This window comes from Chryseobacterium defluvii, assembly GCF_014204415.1.
Classification (GTDB): Bacteria; Bacteroidota; Bacteroidia; order Flavobacteriales; family Weeksellaceae; genus Chryseobacterium; species Chryseobacterium defluvii_A.
In genome coordinates this window covers 1-21,852 of record NZ_JACHLE010000010.1, presented here as the reverse complement: position 1 = coordinate 21,852, position 21,852 = coordinate 1, and the positions used below count along the sequence as shown (strand labels likewise).

The 21,852-nt window shown below is 38.6% G+C and carries 18 protein-coding genes; 8 read left to right on the top strand and 10 right to left on the bottom strand.

Going from position 1 to position 21,852, the window contains the following annotated elements; all coding sequences use genetic code 11:
* The 6 genes from HNP38_RS17775 to HNP38_RS17750 all read left to right on the top strand — a co-directional run.
* A partial coding sequence (locus tag HNP38_RS17775) for a T9SS type A sorting domain-containing protein (RefSeq protein WP_184192098.1) occupies positions 1-123 on the top strand: 123 nt, incomplete at its 5' end.
* A gap of 12 nt (positions 124-135) precedes the next feature.
* The gene (locus HNP38_RS17770; RefSeq protein ID WP_184192096.1) at positions 136-3,528 is read left to right on the top strand and encodes an RHS repeat domain-containing protein; all 3,393 of its coding nucleotides are present in this window, start codon (positions 136-138) and stop codon (positions 3,526-3,528) included.
* Between the two features lie 7 nt (positions 3,529-3,535).
* Positions 3,536-6,970 carry a DUF6443 domain-containing protein gene (locus tag HNP38_RS17765; protein ID WP_184192094.1) on the top strand — a complete coding sequence of 1,145 codons (3,435 nt, stop codon included), beginning with the start codon at positions 3,536-3,538 and terminating at the stop codon, positions 6,968-6,970.
* Positions 6,967-7,413 carry a hypothetical protein gene (locus tag HNP38_RS17760; protein ID WP_184192092.1) on the top strand — a complete coding sequence of 149 codons (447 nt, stop codon included), beginning with the start codon at positions 6,967-6,969 and terminating at the stop codon, positions 7,411-7,413. Before HNP38_RS17765 ends, HNP38_RS17760 begins: the two co-directional genes overlap by 4 nt.
* A gap of 735 nt (positions 7,414-8,148) precedes the next feature.
* The gene (locus HNP38_RS17755; protein WP_184192090.1) at positions 8,149-8,394 is read left to right on the top strand and encodes a hypothetical protein; all 246 of its coding nucleotides are present in this window, start codon (positions 8,149-8,151) and stop codon (positions 8,392-8,394) included.
* Positions 8,385-9,056, top strand: a complete 672-nt coding sequence (locus tag HNP38_RS17750) for a hypothetical protein (protein ID WP_184192089.1) — start codon at positions 8,385-8,387, stop codon at positions 9,054-9,056. The genes HNP38_RS17755 and HNP38_RS17750 overlap by 10 nt, the downstream gene beginning before the upstream one ends.
* Positions 9,057-9,407: 351 nt before the next feature.
* On the opposite strand, the gene bshA is transcribed toward HNP38_RS17750, so the two are convergent.
* Positions 9,408-10,562, bottom strand: a complete 1,155-nt coding sequence (bshA, locus tag HNP38_RS17745) for an N-acetyl-alpha-D-glucosaminyl L-malate synthase BshA (RefSeq protein WP_184192087.1) — start codon at positions 10,560-10,562, stop codon at positions 9,408-9,410.
* Positions 10,563-10,566: 4 nt separating this feature from the next.
* On the bottom strand, positions 10,567-12,303 hold the full coding sequence (locus HNP38_RS17740; protein ID WP_184192085.1) for a glycoside hydrolase family 3 protein: 1,737 nt from the start codon (positions 12,301-12,303) through the stop codon (positions 10,567-10,569).
* 115 nt (positions 12,304-12,418) lie between these two features.
* On the opposite strand from HNP38_RS17740, the gene HNP38_RS17735 reads away from it, so the two are divergent.
* On the top strand, positions 12,419-12,943 hold the full coding sequence (locus HNP38_RS17735; protein WP_184192083.1) for a hypothetical protein: 525 nt from the start codon (positions 12,419-12,421) through the stop codon (positions 12,941-12,943).
* Between the two features lie 136 nt (positions 12,944-13,079).
* Here the strand turns inward: HNP38_RS17735 and ribA are convergent, their stop codons facing one another.
* The 8 genes from ribA to HNP38_RS17695 form a co-directional block, all read right to left on the bottom strand.
* Positions 13,080-13,676 carry a GTP cyclohydrolase II gene (ribA, locus tag HNP38_RS17730; RefSeq protein ID WP_184192081.1) on the bottom strand — a complete coding sequence of 199 codons (597 nt, stop codon included), beginning with the start codon at positions 13,674-13,676 and terminating at the stop codon, positions 13,080-13,082.
* A gap of 21 nt (positions 13,677-13,697) precedes the next feature.
* Entirely contained in the window at positions 13,698-14,156 is a 459-nt protein-coding gene (locus HNP38_RS17725; RefSeq protein ID WP_184192079.1) for a hypothetical protein, read from the bottom strand.
* Positions 14,153-14,767 carry a DUF4254 domain-containing protein gene (locus HNP38_RS17720; RefSeq protein WP_184192076.1) on the bottom strand — a complete coding sequence of 205 codons (615 nt, stop codon included), beginning with the start codon at positions 14,765-14,767 and terminating at the stop codon, positions 14,153-14,155. The genes HNP38_RS17725 and HNP38_RS17720 overlap by 4 nt, the downstream gene beginning before the upstream one ends.
* 13 nt (positions 14,768-14,780) lie before the next feature.
* Positions 14,781-14,993, bottom strand: coding sequence for a twin-arginine translocase TatA/TatE family subunit (tatA, locus tag HNP38_RS17715; RefSeq protein ID WP_184192074.1), 213 nt, complete (start codon positions 14,991-14,993; stop codon positions 14,781-14,783).
* 30 nt (positions 14,994-15,023) lie between these two features.
* Positions 15,024-16,580 (bottom strand): peptidoglycan DD-metalloendopeptidase family protein, encoded by a 1,557-nt coding sequence (locus tag HNP38_RS17710; protein WP_184192072.1) that lies wholly within the window; start codon positions 16,578-16,580, stop codon positions 15,024-15,026.
* Entirely contained in the window at positions 16,577-17,419 is an 843-nt protein-coding gene (locus HNP38_RS17705) for a DUF4292 domain-containing protein (RefSeq protein ID WP_184192070.1), read from the bottom strand. The genes HNP38_RS17710 and HNP38_RS17705 overlap by 4 nt, the downstream gene beginning before the upstream one ends.
* Before the next feature lie 100 nt (positions 17,420-17,519).
* Positions 17,520-18,536: a sugar phosphate nucleotidyltransferase gene (locus tag HNP38_RS17700; protein WP_184192068.1), complete on the bottom strand. Its 1,017-nt coding sequence runs from the start codon at positions 18,534-18,536 to the stop codon at positions 17,520-17,522.
* A 160-nt stretch (positions 18,537-18,696) separates the two neighbouring features.
* Entirely contained in the window at positions 18,697-20,148 is a 1,452-nt protein-coding gene (locus tag HNP38_RS17695; RefSeq protein ID WP_184192066.1) for a lipopolysaccharide biosynthesis protein, read from the bottom strand.
* Positions 20,149-20,333: 185 nt separating this feature from the next.
* Between HNP38_RS17695 and HNP38_RS17690 the strand changes: the two genes are divergently transcribed.
* The gene (locus HNP38_RS17690; protein ID WP_184192064.1) at positions 20,334-21,665 is read left to right on the top strand and encodes a dihydroorotase; all 1,332 of its coding nucleotides are present in this window, start codon (positions 20,334-20,336) and stop codon (positions 21,663-21,665) included.
* Positions 21,666-21,852: the final 187 nt, after the last annotated feature.

Sequence of the window (21,852 nt, the reverse complement as noted above, 5' to 3'; positions counted from 1 at the left end):
CAAACCAGGACCAAGAACAAAGTAACCAGGATTAACACTCAAACATTAATCCAGGGAGCCTATCTGGTGAGCATCAAGACCGATACCAACCAATCTGCAAGTGCTAAAATCATTAAGAAATAAACACAATATAATATGAAAAAAACATATCTGATAATAGCATTCAGTATATTCAATGCTGTTTTCTCTCAGGGTAATCCCGAGAGTCTGAGAAATTTACCCGAGATCATTCCGCCATCTCCCACAGTCAATAGCCTGATGAAATTTGAGGAGATCCCGGTAAGCAACTATACGGGAGTACCCAGTGTCTCCATTCCCATAGCGAGTCTGCCTACAGGCCTGAAGGATGTTGGCATTAATATCGGACTACAGTATCACATCTACAATGCCAAGCCTGAAGACAAAGCCAGTGAAGTAGGATTAGGATGGAGCCTGTCAGCCGGTGGAACCATTTCAAGGACCGTTATGGGAAGCCCCGATGAAAAGCTCGTGTCCTACAATTTAGGAGGCGGCCTGAAAATAGGAATATACCTAGATGAAACAACAGGAGTTCATGCCTATAAAAATTACTTCCATACCATTATAGAAGATCCCGGCCTGGCAGCACAGACCATTAATACCAACAAATATATTTTTGAAGCCCACTATAAAAACCGGTTTGATACCCAATATGACCTGTATCAGTATAATTTTCTTGATTATACCGGAAGATTTGTGGTTAAAAAAGTCGGTAGCCAGCTCAATGTCGTTAAGCTCGATAAGAATAATTTAAAAATTAAAGTTATTTACGACCCTTCCACCTATGAGCCTAATGCATTCACCATCACAGATGACAAAGGGAATATCTACGTTTTTGATATGCTGGAAACCTCCAGCTTAAGTACTTTTTCCTCATCTCAGGATTATGAAGGCACCTCCTATACCAGCTCTACTAACTCTGCGGTAAGCTATAACAGTGCATTCCATTTAAGCAAAATTCAGAATATGCGTGGGGAGAATTTCGCCTTGTTCAGGTATGCAGATCCCGTTTCCATCGTATCCAATGAAACATCAGGTTCTTCTAACCTTTTTAGTGATCCTGACCCTAATTCCTATGCGATCCAGTCCAATAAAGCCACCCTTCCGAGGAAAACCGAAGCCAATACCAGCATGGTGATTACAGGCGTGAGAAAACTTACGGAAATAGAATTGCCGGGTCAGGGAAAAGTTAACTTCGAATATGAATCAGGAAGAGAAGACACCAACTATGGTGGCGGACAGAATGCCGCAAATCTTGCCAAACTGAAAAGCGTACGGATACTGAGTAATGACTCCAGATATGATCAGAAATATAATCTGAATTATGTGTATAACCAGGGAGGCTATAAAAGGCTGTTCCTTGCCTCCGTAGAAAAAACATATAAGAATAATTCCACCTATAACTTAGAATATAGATATGCACTGGATTATTATCCGGGAGGCGGTCCGGCAGATGAATGGGAATTTTATAACTGTAAGCCGGAAACCCCGTTATGTGGTGGAATTTTGCCTCCGCCGGGTAACGCCTCCTGCGGGGGAGAATTGTTAAAATCCATCACCTACCCTACCAAAGGAAAAGCAGAATTCAACTACCAGACCAATACCTACAGCTATGCTCCTCAGGTACTGAATTTTGATGATAACGATCTGAACTGGAATAATGTATGTGCAGAAGTTCACTTTACCCAGTTCGGTACAGAATACAAGTATGCCTTCTCCATATTGCAAAACGGTACAGATGCCATTGTTACCAACAATACCGGAGCTATCAACCCATACCCGTGGCAGGTAGAAGTATTTAGAAAAGAAGGTACCACTTATATTCCTGTCGGCGGATCAGGAACAGCATTTTTACCCAGCGGAACTCCTCCGCCTATAGAGTTTCAGCTGGTAGACCTGGTTCCCGGTGATTATTACTTTAGGCTGACCAAGCACACTCAGTCTGCAATCCCGGCATTCAATGCATGGTTCAATATCACCTACCGTGAAAAAAACCTTAATAACTACCAGTATTTATACGGCGGGGGGATCAGGATAGGAAGCATTAACTATTACAACCAGGGATCTGTGCCAGAAAGAACGATCAGCTATGACTATATGGACATCAATAATCCTAAGAAAAGCTCCGGAGGGCTTGTATTCCCGGTACCAGTGAGACGATACACCGAAACGTATAAAGCCCTTCTGGAGTATCCCGTAAATATGGGCCAGGTAGGAACAGAGCTCTTCCAGAAGGATATCACACGTGGGTCTAACCGTAATTTTATCCAGATCCAGAAAACCAAAGGCGGTGATATCGGTTATCAGTATGTGACCGTATCAGAGACAGGAAAAGGAAGAACAGTGTATACCTATACCTCTCCTGCAGATCATCCGTCCTCCACGGTACCTCCCGTTTCACCTCCGTTCTTTGCCGTTCCCAATAACGACTTTGAAAGAGGAAACCTTCTCAATAAAAAAGTATATGACAATCATAATAATCCGCTGACCGAAGATAAATTCCAGTATGCATTCAACTCCTTTACCGAGAAAACAGGTGGTACCATAAGAACAATGCAGCATCAGGACGTAGGAGAATACCTCTATGGCGGAAAATATAATACTTATGAAGGATTTGTAGCCGACAATCAGGGAGCAAGAGCCTATCTTACCCCTGAAGTGGCAGGATTCCTTTCCTATTACACCAATGAAGAAATGTTCGGGACAGCCCATCTGGTCAGGCAGGAAAGCATTCAGTATTTTCCAGGCTCCCCCGGTGTCACCACCAGTACAGACTACGTGTATAACCCGAGAGATTATCCTGTAAAAGAAACCGTCACCCATTCCGACGGGGTGATCCGGGAAACTAATTACCAGTATGCCCATGAAAAAAACAATCAGAAGCTTATTGCTGCCAATATTATCGGAGTTCCACTGGAAGCCAGCACAAGCGGCAGACCCAACGCTTCAGCTTACGCCGAGATCATTTCCAGGTCCGAGACAAAATATGATGATATCAACCATACGTTTCCGACATCAGCATTATCGTATGACATTCAGAATAATGCAGGTACTGCTGAAGTTACCTACAACCAGTATGACAATAAAGGGAATATCGTGAAATATACCACCAAAGACGGCGTTCAGGTTTATATTGTCTGGGGATATGATCAGACCAGACCAGTCATGAAAATAGAAGGAGAACCGGTCATGGGGCATGATTACCTGACAGAAATGGCAGAAATACAAACCCTGTCTGCAAAAGACGGTAATCCGGCTGCTTACAACCTTACCCCTGCCGCAACGGAGACTGAGCTTATTGCCAGGCTGGATGCGTTCAGGATTAAATATTCCACGGCTAAATGCGTGATCAGCACCTACACTTACGATCCTCTGACAGGAATTACCACCGTTACCCCGCCTTCCGGCCTTCGGGAAGTATATCAGTATGATACCGCGAACAGGTTGGAAAAGATTGTTGATGTTAACGGCAAAGTGTTGAAAGAATTCAAGTACAACTACAAAAACTAAACACAAGATGAAAAAAATACTCATTCCTATCAGTACCTTACTGATCACCGGACTCGGCCATGCCCAGACCACCCCGAGCAGTACGGAAAACTATGTCTACACCAGGACCTACCTTTCAGATCCTTCTTTGCCCAATCCCAAAACCTCAGAAGCCGTTCAGTATTTTGACGGTTTGGGAAGGCCCAAACAGGTGGTGAATGTCAAAGCCTCCCCTTTAGGAAAAGATGTGGTGACCCCTGTTGTCTATGACCAGTTCGGAAGGCAGAGAAGAGACTACCTTCCCGTACCCCAGTCCGGAACCCAGAACGGGGCCCTATACACCCAAAACCCGGGACAGGTTCCCTTTCCCGTTGCAGATGCCACCGGTATTTACAATGGAGAAAAAACATACTCCGAGAAAATACTGGAAGACTCTCCGCTGGACCGGGTTCAGCAGCAGATCCAGGTGGGAAACGACTGGAGCGGCAAACCCGTTACCTTTGACTATGGAGCCAATACCGCAGGCGATGCCGTAAAAAAATATGTTACCTCCACTGCCTGGGTGAATGTGATCACCCTCTCCACCCTCAGTGTACCGGGAACCTACGGAGCCTCCCAGCTGTATAAGAATACCGTCACCGATGAAGACGGCAACAAGACCATAGAGTTCAAAAACAGCCAGGGACAGGTGATCCTGGTGAGGAAACTGATCAATGAAACAGAAAAGGCAGATATCTATTACGTATACAATGAATACGGCCAGCTGGCCTTTGTGCTCCCACCCCTGGCCTCCCTTCCCGCTTCACCCGACCAGGCAGCACTGGATAACCTGTGCTACCAGTACCGTTACGACGGCAAAGGCCGCCTGGTGGAAAAGAAGCTTCCCGGGAAAGGCTGGGAATATATGGTGTACGATAAGGCTGACAGGCTGGTGATGACCCAGGATGCGAATATGCGTCCCTCCGGAAAGTGGTTGTTCACCAAATATGACCAGTTCTCAAGGCCCGTATACACCGGTACCGCCAATATAGGAGCCCAGCATGGAAGAAGGCCGATACAGGAGTCTTTGGATTATTACCTCGCCAACGGGTATCTCGCCCATGAAGAACGCAATACTTCAGGACTCAACAACAGCGGAATGACGGTCTACTATACCGGAGGAGTCTATCCGTTCGAGTCGCTGTATGATAAGATCCTTTCCGTCAACTATTATGATACCTATCCTTCCGGTTCCCCTTCCTCCCCGTTGCAGGTGATGGGACAGGAAGTACTGAAACAACCTGACCTGACCTCCCCGAGGAATACAAGGAGTCTTGCTTTAGCTTCCTATGCGAAGAATATTGAAGATGACAGCTGGACCAAAAGCTATACCTGGTATGATACCAAAGGAAGGCCTGTGGGCACCCATTCCATCAATCACCTGGGCGGATATACAAAAACAGAGACCGAGCTGGATTTTGCAGGGCTTGCCAAACAGAGCAAGACCTACCATAAGAGATTAAACAGTGATGCGGAAACCATCATTGCAGAAACCTTTGAGTATGACCATCAGAACAGGCTCAAAAAGCACTGGCATAAGGTAGATAGTAACCCACAGGTGCTATTAACAGAAAACACTTATAATGAGCTTTCCCAGCTCACCAATAAGAAAGTGGGTGATAACCTGCAGAGTATAGACTACCAGTACAACATCAGAGGATGGATGACCAGGATCAATGATCCTGAGAACCTGAACGGAAAACTCTTCGGATATGAGATCAGATACCAGAACCCTGTCAATACTACCTTGGCTTCTGGAAGATATAACGGAAATATTGCAGAGGTCAACTGGAAAACAGCTAATGACGGCGTATTAAGAAGGTATAATTACCGGTATGATCCGTTGAACAGGCTCACCCATGCACATTACCGCGAGCCCCTTTCCTCAGTCCCACAGAACAATTTCTATAATGAAGAAACAGCCTATGACCTGAACGGGAATATTACCCGCTTATGGAGAAACACCAATAATATGGGGACTGCAACCCTTATAGATAACCTCACCTATAACTATACCGGAAACAGGCTCACATCAGTTACTGATGCCTCAACGAATTACAAAGGTTATCCTGATGTGTCGGGGAATACTATTTCTTATGATGATAACGGGAATATGAAAGACCAGATAGATAAAGGTATTTTACAGCTGCATTACAATTTTCTCAATCTTCCCATGTCTGTGGTATTTGATCAGATGTATTATACCAGAGGGGTTTGGCAGAATGTAAATTCCAGATACTTTTATGGTTCAGACGGCAGAAAGCTCAGGAAAGAATACCGGTACAGTGAAAACTCAGTCTATGTAAAGAAGACAACGGATTATCTGGACGGTTTCCAGTATGAAGAAATACAGAATGTGGTTCCTTTTACCCTGAAATTTGTACCTACTTCAGAAGGGTATTATAATTTTGAAAATAATAAGTATATTTACAATTATACAGATCATTTAGGAAATGTAAGGCTGAGTTATATGAATGGCATTTCAGGAACAGAGATCATTGAAGAGAACAATTATTATCCTTTTGGGTTGAAGCATGAGGGATACAACCAATTGGCCGGAAATCCGAATTATCAGTATAAGTACCAAGGACAAGAGCTACAAGAGACTGGTTTTTATTCGTTTAAGTGGAGAAATTACATGCCTGATGTGGGAAGATTTTTCAACATTGATCCTTTGGCTGCTAAATACCCATATAACTCAACTTATGCATTTCAAGAAAACAAGTTAGGAATGGGAGTTGAGTTGGAAGGTTTGGAATTACTGAAGAATCATACAGGATTTTTTGCTATTCATGGAAATGCTATGAAAGTGAAGCGAGCTCCCGTTTCTCAAGCGGATAGTAATGGAAAAGCAACATTTACTGCTGGAGATATTGGACTAACAACAAAAGGATATAATCCAAGTGGAGCAAGGATTACAGATGGAACTACAGGTTTGCGACTTCCAAAATATGACGGAGCTACTGCATCTGAAGCAAAAATGGAAAGTGTGAGAGGAGATGATCGCCCTACTAACATATGGACAAAAACATATGATAAAGGAATTGATAAAATGTCAAAATTTTCTAGTGGAGTAAAAGAATTGGTGAAGAATGGAGCAATGCTTTTAGATATTCCAAAAGCATTTAAAAGTCTTGAGGAAAATACACAAGCGTCTAAAGATATTCAAGCAATAAATAGCCAAGCTATGACTATGGATAGAGCTATTCAATATGTTGACCAGAGCGGCATTGAAATGAATCAGCAAACCAGAAATGATGTAATAAATTATGTTTTTGATGGAACTTTACCTAATCCCGATGCAGGATTAATGCCCAATTCTTTAATAATCCAGAACGGCACACAAATATTGAGAGATAATAAATTGCCTATCCAGCCCTTAGATCAACAGTTAACAACAAAAAGCAGAGATATACAGCCATGATAAAAACAATAAGCATATTTTTAATTCTTTTTCTTTTTGTGGGTTGTGTATCCCAAGATCAAAAGGATAAAGACCAGATAAAAGAAACAGTTGCAAAGTACTGGGATGCTGTTAAAAATAACGATATACAAGCTTATAATAATTTAATTTATGATGCTGAAAATTATCCTGGGGTAACTGTAGGTGATTTAAATTTTTTATATAATCATTATAATATGATTAATTCAAAAGGGATGTTACAAAAAGATATTAAAATTAAAGATACTGTAGGTCTCTCTCCAAATATTAAAATGAAGTACATTCAGTATGTGTATAAAAAAGAAAGTGATGCTAATAGTTTAAGAAAACCCTTAAAAATTACACTTCTCTTCTATAAGCCAATAGGATATAATAAAATATATAATCCTGTAATTTTAGAAAATCATATAGGTTGGGAAAAGTAAGAGTTGTTATTGGATTACATTAAATAATGAAGTATATAAAAGTCTATTTAATAATAAGTTTAATTTTAACATTGTTTTCTTTTTTCTTAATTATTAGATGGGGGAATATTATATTTTGGATCTTATTTTATATCATAATTACAGTTTTTATAATACTTTTAATCAAGCAATTGGAAATTTTAAATTATATAAAAAAATATCCTTTTAGAAATTATGACGAATCAGATCCATACTTTTCAGATGATGGAGTTTTTAAATTTGAAAACAACGGCTTCTATGTTAAAAATCTAAAAACACGAGACTTTATAAAATGGAATGATATAAATTTTATAATTGCGTACAATGTTCTGCTTTTTGACACCAGCACTATGTTCTTAGAAATTCATACAAACGGGGGTATTTTCAAGTTTAATGAAGAAACGTCAGGATGGTGTCAATTATGTAATAATATTTCTTTAAAACTTTCTAATATTGATCCTCAATGGAGAATGAGATTACTCAACACTCCTCATCTAGAAGATAGAGTTATCGTATATAATCCACACGCACGCACGATTATATGGTAGTGTTCCAAACGGGTAGTGTTCCAAATGTGTTGATTTGATATTTTGAAATTAATTCATATTGATTTTCAATATGTTATAAATAAGGATAGAAAATAAAAGGAGGATCTTAGGATTGTCCTTTTGCTTTTAAGGCTTAAAAATAGCTTGGAATGAGCTCAAAAGTAATTAAGTGTTTCAGATATCGTTGATGGCCAAGATCAATGATCCTGAGAACCTGAACGGAAAACTCTTCGGATATGAGATCAGATACCAGAACCCTGTCAATACTACCCTGGCTTCTGGAAGATATAACGGAAACATTGCAGAGGTCAACTGGAATACAGCTAATGACGGCGTATTAAGAAGATATAATTACCGGTATGACCCGTTGAACAGGCTCACCTGTAATTCCAAGATAATTAGACTATGGCATTAATAAATGATAAACTAGATAAGATTAGTTATAAATTACCACCAGTTTGGAAAATTCCATTTTATGAATTTGTAGGTGGAAAGCTAAAATTAGCAGAATTTGAGAAAATAGTATATGGATTATCTGATTTAGAATCTATAATTGGTGAGGATGCCTATATAGAGTTAATCAGCTTTGATTTTTCTGATACACATATTTATAATGATGTGATTAAATTAATATTAGAGAAAATATTGTTTGAAGAAAACGATTATAACAGTAAGTTATTTGTTTTGATTGGCGAGTTTTATCAGGACGATATTAAATCGAAAACAAAAAATGCAAAAAATTTACCAGAAGCCGTTTTGAATATTTTTGAATGCGCACATATTGACGTTAAATGGAGAGGAGTTAATAATCCTGCATGTGATGTTGAGTTTTTAAATAAAATTATTTATCTCGAAAGACCTGTTAGAGGTTGTTTAAATGTTCTACCTTCAAGTGCTGTAATAATCGGATATGCTGACAATTCGTATATAACGCTATTGATGGATGATGAGGGTATTGTTTATATTTCTTTACAAATTACAGATGTGATCTACCGTAGTGGTGATCTTTTTAAGGCTTTGACTAGACTTTTTTTAGGATTGGAGTATGGAGAGTTATTATGTACTGCGACTCATTAATATACCGATGTCACGGATTTGCAATGGTAGTGTTTCAGATTTAGTGATATTCAATTTAAGAAATGTAATCGTTTGATTTTCAATATCAATTGAAGTTTAATTTATAAAAACGAGAGTAAGATAACCTTGCTCTCGTTTATTTTTGTAGAAAAAACATATCGCAAATGATTGAGAATCATAATAGGTGGTCCAAAGTTAGTGACACCAAAAATTGCCCCAATTGTTATTCTTTAGAAATCATTAAAAATGGAAAATAAAAACCAAAAAGCAGCAATACTTCTGTAAAAATTGCAAGAAAAGGTTTTTGGATTTTACACTTACCAAATATATCGATATGGTATTAACAATGTATTATTGCTTAACTTTCGCTGGCTCCTTCTTAAAGTTTTCTATAGTCGTTCTATACATTTCCTCATAAATAGGAAGAATGTTCTTCAAATCAAATTTTATAGCTTGCTCTTTCGCGTTTTTCTTCATTTTGGCTAAAAGATCCTCATTACTTAATAGCTTGATAGTGTAATTGCTCATCGCTTCCACATTCCCGATTTCTGCCAGATAACCTGTTTCACCCTGGATATTCACTTCCGGGATTCCTCCTGCATTGGAACTGATTACCGGCGTATTGGCAGCCATAGCTTCCAAAGCTGCCAGGCCAAAGCTTTCCTGCTCAGAAGGAAGTAAAAACACATCCGAAAGCTGAAGGATACGGTACAGGTCATTCACTTTTCCAAGAAGGCGTATTTTAGAGATCAGATCGGGGTTTTCTTCCAGGAACTGATTGATTTTCTCCATATCAGGGCCTTCTCCGATGATGATCAATTTGGATTTTACCTTTTTCTGGACATTCTTAAGGATCTGAAGAACTTCCTCCACACGCTTTACAGGCCTTAAATTGGAAACGTGGATCAGGATCTTCTCATCCGGATTGGCAAACTGAGTTCTTTGGCATTCGTTACAGTCGTCAAATTCGGAATTATCAATAAAGTTGGTGATCACCTGGATCTCTTTTTTAATATTGAAAAACTGTAGCGTATCTTTTTTCAGGCTTTCGGAAACCGAGGTAATGGTATCCGATTGATTAATAGAGAATTCCACGGCATGCTTATAGCTTGGGTGTTGTCCCACCAGCGTAATATCTGTCCCGTGAAGGGTGGTTACCAATGGAATATCATTATGGTCTGCCAAAAGCATCTGTTTTGCGGTAAATGCAGCATAGGCGTAAGGAATTGCATAATGAGCATGCAGAAGATCCAGCTTATAAAGATTCACCACACGGTAGATCATCGAACTTAAAGCAATATCATAAGGCTGGTACTGAAAAAGAGGGTAGGTCTGCACATTCACCCTGTGAAAAAAAATATTCGGATTGGTGATATCTAATCTTGCAGGGAGGGCAGAGCTTATGAAATGGACTTCATACCCTTTGTTGGCAAGAGACATTCCGAGTTCTGTAGCGACTATTCCGCTTCCTCCGTATGTTGGATAGCAAAGTATGCCTATTTTCATTATTTTATGGTTGTTTTGATGTTGTAAATGTTGTTGTGTTACCTGAAGAAACTGTATTGAGATCCATGCCCATTCCAGCTTTCAGGTTATCATTAACTAAAACAGGAAGCCTTCCCCAGATCTTTGTTTTTCCCTTTAAAGCATTAGCTGTAGAAATCATAGAATCATCATTGTTTTCATACGAAACCAGAACAGTGGAAACTTTTGAAATATCAACATCTTTTAAGGCATAGGCACTTCCGAAAACATTTAATATTACATTTTGATTTTTTGAAAGGTCTGCAAGGACCTTCTTTGACTCTGCCGAAATTTTATAAGGCTTATAAGCTGTTGAATTATCTTTATGAAATCCTACGATCACGGTAGAATTAGCAGGAATGGTGTTAATCTCACCTGCTTTTTTTACAATAACTGTTGTTCCCAGATTTAACTGATCCGTAAAAGTCTGATAAGGTGCTTCTTCTAACGGGACATAATAATAAGTTGTCTTACAGTTAAGAGGAAGCAGTTTTTTATCATCTTTTAGTAGTGTTAACGCATTCGCATAAAGGTTTTGAACCAGATTTTTATGTGAATGATTGTTCAGGTCTTCATTAATATTTTCAGGACTTTTAGGAGAATATTGATCCAATCCTAAAAAATATTTGGTCAATAGAATTTTCTTTACACTTTCTTCTACTCTGGATTGTGGAATTTCTCCGTTGTCAATCGCTTTCTGAATTAATTTTTTTCCTTCAGAAACCCCCTGTGAAAACAACATGATATCATTTCCCGCTTTGAAAGCCAAGGCATCCAGTTCTCCCGGTTTGTATTTATTGGCTACAGCACCCATATTTAAAGCATCAGTAATGATCAAACCCTTATACCCTAATTTTTCCTTTAATAAGCCTGTAATGATATTTTTAGAAACAGATGCCGGAATTCCTTTTCCGGATTCCAGGGAAGGGACATATAAATGAGCTACCATAACCCCTCCGATTCCTTTATTCATTAATGCTTTGAAAGGAGCTAGTTCTACTGTATTCAAACGCTCCATATTATGCGGAACAACTGACAATTCAAGATGGGTGTCCGTACTGGTATCCCCATGGCCCGGAAAATGCTTTATGGCAGCAAGAATGTTGTTATCCTGTAATCCATTGGAGTAGGATAGAGCAGAACTGATCACGTTATTGACTTCCGAACCGAAACTTCGGTTCCCGATGATCGGGTTATTCGGATTGGTATTCACATCAACCACAGGGGCAAAATCCCAGTTGATCCCCATTCTTTTGCAGTCTTCAGCAATCTTGGAAGCCATCTGGTAGATCAGGTTTTTGTCCTGAATTGCTCCTAAGGTCATTGCCCACGGAAATTTATGAGCTGTAGCAATTCTCTGGTACAATCCCCATTCTGCATCCATCCCGATCATTAGCGGAACTTTGGATTTTTTCTGGAATTCGTTTACCAGATTTATTTCCCTTGCCGCATCATCCTGCATCAGGATCAGACCTCCGATTTTATCATTCACAACAATATTCCTGACCTGGCTGATATGGTTTTCATCTTTATTAGTATAGAGTGCCACAATAAACAGCTGCCCTAGTTTTTCGTCCTGTGAAAGCGAGTTATATGTTTTGTCAACCCATCGGTGAGCTTTTTTAGTATCTGCCCGTGAGATATTTTTAGGCAGGTATTGTGCCGAAAGTTTAGAACTGATAAAAAAGAATACGAATAAGGATGTGTAGACTATTTTGTTCATGATTTTTGAATAAGAACAAAAATACAATTAAAAAAATCAGGATAAAGAATGTTTTTGAGTTTTTTGGTATATGTTTTGAATGTGCATAATCAATGATAAACTAAACCTTATAACAATGAAAAAATTTCTTCCTTTTTTACTTTTAACTTTCGTAAGCTTATTTATTTTTAGCTGTGATGATAATAATGACGATGTTGTTTACGAAGATAGTGATACAATTTCTCAGATGAGGGATATCACTGGGACTTTTACAAGCAATAATGGGTATACGTTAACGCAAGGTATTAATATTTTGAATACTGATGTAGTTTTAGTATATAGAAATATTAATTCAAATACGAACTCTTCTCCTGTATGGCAACTTTTACCAAAAACTTATTATTTGTCAAATGGTAGAGAATTGGATTACAATTTCCTGTTTAATTCGCAAAGTGTAGAAATCTATACCGAAGCTAATTTTGATCAAGCTACAATGACTAATAGCGAAGCTAGTGAATATTTGACCAATCAGAATTTTAGGATTGTACTTGTACCTGCAGATGCAAATAAAAATGCTAATCTAGATTACAATGATTACAATAGCGTAATTAAATATTATAATATTGATGAGTCTAAAATTATTAAAACTACAATTAATTAAGAAATATCTTTTCAGTTTTTTATAATTACAAAAAAGCTCCGGAAATTTTTCCGGAGCTTTTATATGGTATATGGTGAAAAATAATTGTAATATTTATAGGTTCCTATATGGTTTAGGCTTCATTTACTTTAAATATCTAGTTGTCGTTATCATCCAAAAGATGGCCGAAATAATCTTTCTTTGTCTTCAGATATCCTCTGCTGATATCATTGGCAGGGATCTGTAACGGAACCCTTGAATTAAGATGAATATTACTTTCCTCTACATATTTTACCTTTTCCGGATTATTGGTGAGAAGATTGATGTTCTTTATATTCAATACATTTAGAATTTCAATAGCTACCCCAAAGCTCCTGTCATCAGCAGGAAGCCCCAGTTTCAGGTTGGCTTCTACAGTATCTAGTCCTTTTTCCTGCAGGGAATATGCTTTCAATTTGTTAATAATCCCGATATTTCTTCCTTCCTGGCGAAGGTAAATGATCATTCCTCCATGTTCATGGATATATTTCATTGCCGCATCTAATTGCTGGCCGCATTCACATTTTTTTGAATGGAAAACTTCTCCGGTGATACATTCTGAATGGAAGCGTACATTGACAGGTTGGGAAAAATCTGTATTTTCCGATATAATTGCCATATGAGGCATCCAGTCGTTTTCGTTTTCGGAGAAAGCAATCATCCGGAAAGTACCGTGTTCTGTGGGAACATTGGCTTCCGCCTGAATTCTAATCATGAATTAAGTTGAATTGGTTTTTTAATTTCTTTTTAAAGAATCTTCAATAACAGAGATATTGTTTTTCAGTCTTACCAGGTATCTGTTAAGTACTTCATCGTCATCCTTATCAAGATGCTGTCTGAGCTTTTGGATCTTTTTATAGGACTTTTCAAAACTTTTGATCGCTCTGTTTTTTCCGGCTATATTGTTGGCATCAATTGCATACAGGTAATTTTGCAGACTGTATTTCAATGAATTGATTTCTTCGTTTAAACCGGTATTCTTAAATTTAGGAAAAGTTGAGATCAGATTGGAGATTTCAGAAGCATTTACATTTTCTTTGATATTGATGTCCATGCTTTTCTTTACTCCTCTGTCGGAATCAGAACCCTTTGCTTCGCTATAAAAATTATTAGACAACGGAGAAAAATTCAATTTTTCCGTTGCGCAAGAAAAAGTTATTAAAAGCAGTACTCCAAAAAAAATTAGTCTTTTCATTTCTGTTGCTCCTTTTGATACAGGATCGGGTTAAGACTTTCATCATTATACATTTTCATTTGTTTGTATACCTTCATCTTAACATTACCGTTCTCAATATCAGCAAGCAACTGATTGATAGAAGTTGACAGATCTTCTTTCTGAATAAGAAGCACATCCAGTTTTGCCTGGCAATTCCGACGGTGCTCTTCAGAAGCGGATTCTCTGTTGGCTTCTAATGACATATGATAAACCTTCAGCGCAAGTATTGATAATCTGTCTACAGCCCAGGCGGGTGTTTCCGTATTGATCTTTGCATGAGGTCCGGGAGTTATATTTTCAAACTTTTTAAGAAACCAGCCGTCTATAAATTCCACTAAATCAGTTCTTTGCTGATTAGAGGCGTCTATTCTTCGTTTGAGTTGAAGCGCTTCGGTTGGGTCTATATTCTCATCTCTAATTATATCTTCCAAATGCCATTGAACGGTATCAATCCAGTTCTTTGCATACAAAATCCGTTCCAAACTGTCTTTTTCGAACGGGTTATTGATTAGAGCGTTAACGTCATCGAGCACGTGATAATCTTCAATAGATTGGTTGAAGATCGGCCATGCAGTCTCAGTAAAGTTCATTAATTAAAGAATTTTAGTTGCTGGAAGAATTAGTATTCGTTGAAGAATTTTTGTTTTCTGAACCAGGTTTTTCATCTTCTTTTACAGCATCTTTGAATTCTTTGATGCCGGAACCAACTCCTCTCATCAGCTCAGGGATTTTTCTGCCCCCGAAAAGCAATACAAGAAGTAATGCCACGATGAGGATATGCTGCCATGATAAGGCTAATATTGTTAATGTTTCCATTTTTAAATCTTTTTGCAAAGTTAATCTTTTTTAATAAGAAACCCAACCCATTGGGTCAACTGGCGTACTGCCGCTCCAAACCTGGAAATCAAGGGTATATGATCCGTCAAAATCCTGTCCTACAGTCCCAACAGGCGTACCCGCAGAAACCTGTTGACCTTTGGAAACATTTACACTTCCCAGATTGGAATAAATGGTAAAATAGTTTCCGTGTTTTACGATCACGGTCTTCGTCCCGTCACTGTTGGCCAGAACTGAAGAAACTGATCCGGGGAATACACACTTTGCACGGGTTCCGGAAGGAACAGAAACTTTAATTCCATTATTCTCTTCAACAATATTTTTGAAAACCGGGTGCGGCTGCCTTCCAAAACGGTGGGTAATTTGTCCTTTATCAACCGGGAACCCCAATTTTCCTCTGTTTTCAGCAAAATTATTTCCTGCTGCTGTAGAAACCCCGAAATTAGTCATTGCTTTAGATTCCGCAGCTTTTTTCTCGTCTTCTTTTTTCTTAGCCAAGGCGGCTTCAGCAGCTTTTGCTGCAGCTAATTTATTGGCAGCCTCTCTGGCTTTTGCATTGGCTTCTTCGGTAGCTTTTGTGGCGGCTATTTTCCTTGCTTCATCTCTTGCACTTGCTTCTGCTCTTGCGGCTTCTTCCGTTCGTTTTCTTTCTTCTTCGGCTCTTTTTGCCGCCAGTTCAGCTGTTTTTTTTGCTTCGGCTTCGGCCGCTTTTCTTTCTCTTTCCAAAGCTTCAGCCCTTGCCTTATTTTCAGCTTCAATTCTTGCTTTTTCTCTTTCTGCAGCCAGTTTTGCCAGACGTATTTTCTCTGCTTCTGCTTTTTTTCTGGATTCCTCTTCTGCCTTGGCTACCCTGATCTCTTCTGCAATGATGGCACGGATTTGAGCTTCAACGGCTTTATTCTGGGTCTGCTTTTGTTTAAGTTCAGCCGTTAGTTTGGATTCATTTTTCCTGAATTCAGAAACAAGCTGCTCTTTTTGGGCTTTTTCAACATTAATGGTGGTGAGGTCCTTTTGTTGGGTCACTAAAAGGGTTTCCTTATCCTTAACCGATTTCTGCCTTTGTGCAATTGACTTTTTGATCTGTGTGGCCGCATTGGAGATTTCTGCAGCTTTCTTGTCCTGATAATCAGAGTATTGCTTTAAATATTGAACCCGTCTTATGGCTTCACCCATATTTTTGGAAGAAAGGATAAAGGTTACTTTATTTTGTACTCCTTTATTTTTGTATGCATTGACGAGAACCTCGGCGTAATTTTTCCTGAGGACAGCCAGCTCTCTGTTCTGGCGGTTGATCTCAAGCTGACGAAGATAGATTTCGTCTTCAATAAATCTTTTTTCTTTCTGGGTGTTATTATAAACTTTCTCCCTTAAAGTCAATTTTTTATTAACGTTGGTAAGATATGCTATGGAAAGCTTAGATTCGTTTCTTGTTTTTGCTAAATCTGAGTTTATTTGTGCAATTTGTTTTTTAAGTTCGGCATTTTGTTTTTGTAACTGTTCTTTTTTCTGCCCATAGTGCAGAGTAAACAACAAAATTCCTATTAAAAAGCTAATTTTTTTAATCATTTAATCTCAATTTTCTTATAATTGCCTGGAACTGAATAGGGAGTTTCCATCTTCGAAAAATCAAATTTCGTGTTTTCCATTAAAATCTGACTGTTTTTTGAACCTTTTATAATTATTTTAACATTTTTTGGTAACCGGATTCCATTATATTCATCCCAGTTGCTGTACGAGATTTCCAGCTCATCAGGAGATAAAACATCCTTCAGATGAACGCTCAATAAGTCATAGTTTTCATCATAAAGCAATGTGATCTCATATTCCCGTGCTTTTTCATCGGTCTCAATTCTCTGGGTTCCATTGGATACCATCCTAAAGCCCTGAGCATTTTTTGTAAGGGTAAACCGGGAATCGCTTATCTTCACAAAAGTTCTCCCCATTAATATTTTTTCAAGAGATTTATAATCTATGAAATTAACATTCAGTAATGTGTTGAGGTAATCAAAATCGGAGTCTATATAGGTTTTACTGGTCCTGTCGAGTCCTCTTACTCCCTCGGGAGTCGCGATACCTCTTGCAACGCCGATAAATAAAGCGGTCAGGTTCATCCATACTTTCTGGTCATTTTCAATATAGATCGTGGCGTCTAATGTGGGAATGAAGCTTCCCGTTTCAACATTAACCTTACTGTTGATCTTGATCTGATCAAATTTTGGAGGGATAAGTACATGTTCATAGAATGTAAGTTTATCTCTTACAGGTTCATTGGCATCTTTCGGATTATTACTGCTTTCTGTGAAAGTACTGTCCTGTATTTTGTTAGTGTTCTTTCTGGCAGCATTTCGCGTTTTGCAGGAAGACAGGACCAGAAGCAATAAAATGAAGGGTATCCAGTTTTTCATGTATTTATCTTTTCAGTTCAAAAAATACTTTGCAATATTAACGCCAAACCACACAAAACATTTTGTGTGGCCTGAATAACTCTTATTTGGGGTATATAAATTATTTGGAAAGGAAATCCAATACGGAATAGTCTCCTAAAGAGATTTCTCTCGCAACACCAAAGTACTGGGCAGAGTTCCCGATCATTGAATTGGATAAATTTCCATGATTGATCTGCGTGTTTTCCTGGATCAGTGAGTTCTCAATGTTTGAATTGATCACAACAGTATTATTTCCTAAGGAAACTCCCGGGCCGATCTTTGAATTGGAGATCTTTACGTTTTCACCAATAAAGCATGGCGGAATGATCAGCGAATTCTCAATAACTGCAGTAGCCGGATGTTTTGCCATTTCCACTTTTTCGTATTCAAGAATTTTACTATTGGTTTCTACTGTGGCATTCTTGTTTCCACAATCCATCCAGTCGTTTACTTTGCCTAAAGTGAATTTTGAACCTTTGGCTCTTAAGTTTTCTAAAGCAGTTGTCAATTGATATTCTCCGCCATTCTTAATGTCATTCTCCATGATATAATTAATTTCATGCATCAGCTTTTCAGCACTGTTGAAATAATAAATACCAATAATGGCAAGATCTGAGACGAATGTTTTCGGTTTTTCAACAAAATCTGTGATAAAACCATAGTTATCTAATTTTACAACACCAAAGGCAGACGGGTCTTCTACACTTTTTACCCAGATTACTCCGTCAGAATTTTTATCTAACTCAAAATCTGCACGAAAAAGGGTATCTGCAAAGGCAATCACAACATCACCCTGCATAGAGTCTTCCGCACATTTGATGGCATGGGCCGTTCCCAGAGGATCATTCTGGTAATAGATGCTTCCTTTAGCTCCCAGCTTTTCGGCGATCTGTACTAAAGATTTTTCGATTTCCGGGCCGAAATCCCCTATAATGAAAGCGACTTCTTCTATTTTTTCCCCGGCAACTTTGGCAATATCTTCTACAAGTCTTTGCACAATAGGTTTTCCGGCAATCGGGATAAGAGGTTTTGGAACAGTAAGCGTATGTGGACGTAATCTGGAACCACGTCCAGCCATAGGTACAATAATTTTCATAATCGTGTATATACTATTTGTATTTTGTCATTATTAACAGCTTTAAAAAACTAGCACTGGCAAATGTATTAAAATTCAGAGATACTTGATCAGGATTCTTGGAAAGATTATAATGTGTGCTCTTGTGTATATGGTAAGTGGTTGATAATGATGATGTAATCTATTTTCTTAATAATTTTCTTACGATGGCTTTTTCGTTAAAGGCAACCAGAGCAAGGAATGCTATCAGAAACAAATTCCCTACTAGATAATTGGTTCTGAAGAAATAAAAAGATACCAGTGAAAATGTGATGGTAACCACCAGATACAACATTATTTTACCGGAATTATAATGAATAGGATACCATAACTGTCCCCAGAAGTAAGATATAATCATCATAGACATGAAAGTGATGAGTGCTGCGACCGCACTGGCCCAGTAGCCATATTCCGGAATGAAAAGGAAGTTGATGAGCACGGTGATGGTGGCTCCTATAACTGATATGTATAAACCTACCCTCGTCTGATCAGAAAGTTTGTACCATATAGACAGGTTAAGGTATATTCCTAAGAATAATGCGCCTAGCATTACAAACGGGATGATCTCGATCCCTTCATAGTAGAGCGGATTTCTGAGATATCTTTCGGATATCCATTGTAAATTAACCATCAGCCCCATATAAATAATACAGCTGCATATCACAAAAACATCCATGAGTACGGCATATGTCTTATGAGAATCCTTATTCTTAAAGCTTGAAAAGAAATAAGGTTCAATACCCAATTGGTATGCCTGCCTGAAAACAGTGATAAAAGTGGCTATTTTATAAACGGCACCATAAACCCCGATCTGATGGCGTGCTTCTTCATCAGGAAGCAGGTATTTAAGGAACTGCCTGTCAAGAGTCTGGTTAACGATACCGGCAAGTCCTGCGATCATTACAGGCCATGAATACCCCATGATCCTCTTCCATAATCTGAAATCAAATTTCGAAATGCTGAAATTCACGAATTCTTTACCTACGATAAGCAGGGTGATGATGCTTTGTACCAGATTGGCAACAAAAACATAGCCTACTCCAAATTCGGGATTATATTTTAGCCCTAAAATTCCTTCAGGATGCTTGGGAAGCCATTTGATGAAAAATACCACTAAGAAAAAGTAAACCAGTGAACCGGCAACCTTGGAGAGCATATATTGAAAAGGTTTTCCTTCAAGCCTCAGAATGGCTGAAGGAATTGTGGAAAAAGCATCCAGTGAGAGTATGAATAAAAATATGACCAGATAATTGACCTGATCCGGAGTTTCGAAAGCGTTGGCAAGATCCTGCCTGAAAACATACCCCAGGATAAGGTAGATGAGCCCTATTCCGATGATGCTCATTGAGCAGGTCGAGATCAAAGTCTTTCTGTCTATACTCTCTTCCTGCGCAAAACGGAAAAATGAAGTTTCCATACCGTGGGTAAGTAAAACCGTGATCACTCCTGCAATAGAATACCAGTCTACGAAAGGTGACGATGCAGCAGGACCGAAAGCTTTGGTCACTATAGGTGCAATGATGAACGGAAAGATCCGAACCAGTACGGAACTGAGACCATAAACTGCCGTTTGCCCAAATAATTTCTTATACAACTCTGAAAATTTTCTGCAAATGTAAATATTAGATTTTAGAATTTTCGGACTTATGTTTAAAAATCATTTTGAAAGCTTAATTTTGCTTTTTATAGGCAGAAGCCAGGGATTATTTTTATCTATAGTTTAGAACTTATAGCTCTTTCCTGCTTCTAATATATAACATCTAATTGTCTGAGTAAAAAATGAAAACCCTAATCAAAAATGTAAAAATTGTAAATGAAGGCCGGATCTTTGAAAGCGATATTTTAATTGAAAATGATCTGATCTCTCAAATAAACCCGGGGATTTCTGAAGAGGCAGATGAGGTAATTGATGCTTCAGGAAAGTATCTTTTACCGGGAATAATTGACGATCAGGTACATTTCCGTGAGCCCGGGCTGACCCACAAAGGAGATATAGAAAGTGAGTCAAAAGCTGCAGTTGCAGGAGGAATAACAAGTTTCATCGATCAGCCGAATACCGTTCCCAATGCCGTTACACAGGAATTGTTAGCAAACAAATATGAGATTGCCTCGCAGAAAGCCTATGCGAATTACGGTTTTATGATGGGCGGTACCAATGATAACCTTGAAGAAGTATTAAAGACAAATCCGCGAAATGTTCCGGGAATTAAATTGTTTCTGGGCTCTTCTACAGGAAATATGTTGGTGGACAACCCTGAAACCCTGGAAAATATTTTCAGCAGTACAAAAATGCTGATCGCTGTCCACTGTGAAGATGAGGCAACCATTAAGGCCAATACACAAAAGTATATGGATGAATACGGGGAAGATATTCCGGTGAAGTTCCACCACCTGATCAGAAGCGAGGAAGCTTGTTACAAATCATCCTCAAAAGCTATTGAGCTGGCGCAAAAAACGGGAGCAAGACTTCATGTTTTCCACCTTTCTACGGCTAAAGAAACAGAACTTTTCAGAAATAATATTCCTTTAAAAGATAAAAAAATTACCGCTGAAGTTTGTGTGCATCACCTTACTTTTACCAATGAGGATTACGATACAAAAGGAGCTTTAATCAAGTGGAATCCTGCTGTTAAAACACAGAAAGATAAAGACGGGCTTTGGGAAGCACTTTTGGATGGTAGGATCGATGTGATTGCAACGGATCATGCCCCTCATACGGCTGAGGAAAAACAGAATACGTATACAAAATGCCCTTCCGGGGCACCATTGGTACAGCATTCGCTAATTGTAATGCTGGAAAATTATAAAAACGGCAGGATTTCTTTGGAGAAGATCGTTGAAAAGATGTGTCACAATCCGGCCATTCTTTTCAGAGTTGAAAAAAGAGGTTTTGTGAGAGAAGGGTATAAGGCGGATCTGGTTTTGGTGGCTCTGGATAAAAACTGGACGGTGGCTAAAGAAAATATTTTATACAAATGTGGCTGGAGCCCGCTGGAAGGTATGAATTTTCATTCTAAGGTTACCCATACTTTTGTGAATGGGCATTTGGTTTATGAAAACGGACATTTCTCTGACAGGAAATCAGGAGAAAGGCTCTTATTTGAAATCTAATACCATTTCCCTTGAAATTACTTTTATGAAAAAATCGCTTGTTTAGGATTTCGGCGTGGGGGGAAAGCCGCCACGCCGAAAAACGTTATTGTATTTTTAATAAAACAAAGGTATAAAAAAATTTATTTTTTAAAAGCTATTTTTGAGAAAAACGGGAAACGATCCCGGGGGGGTTTTTGGTTGTAAA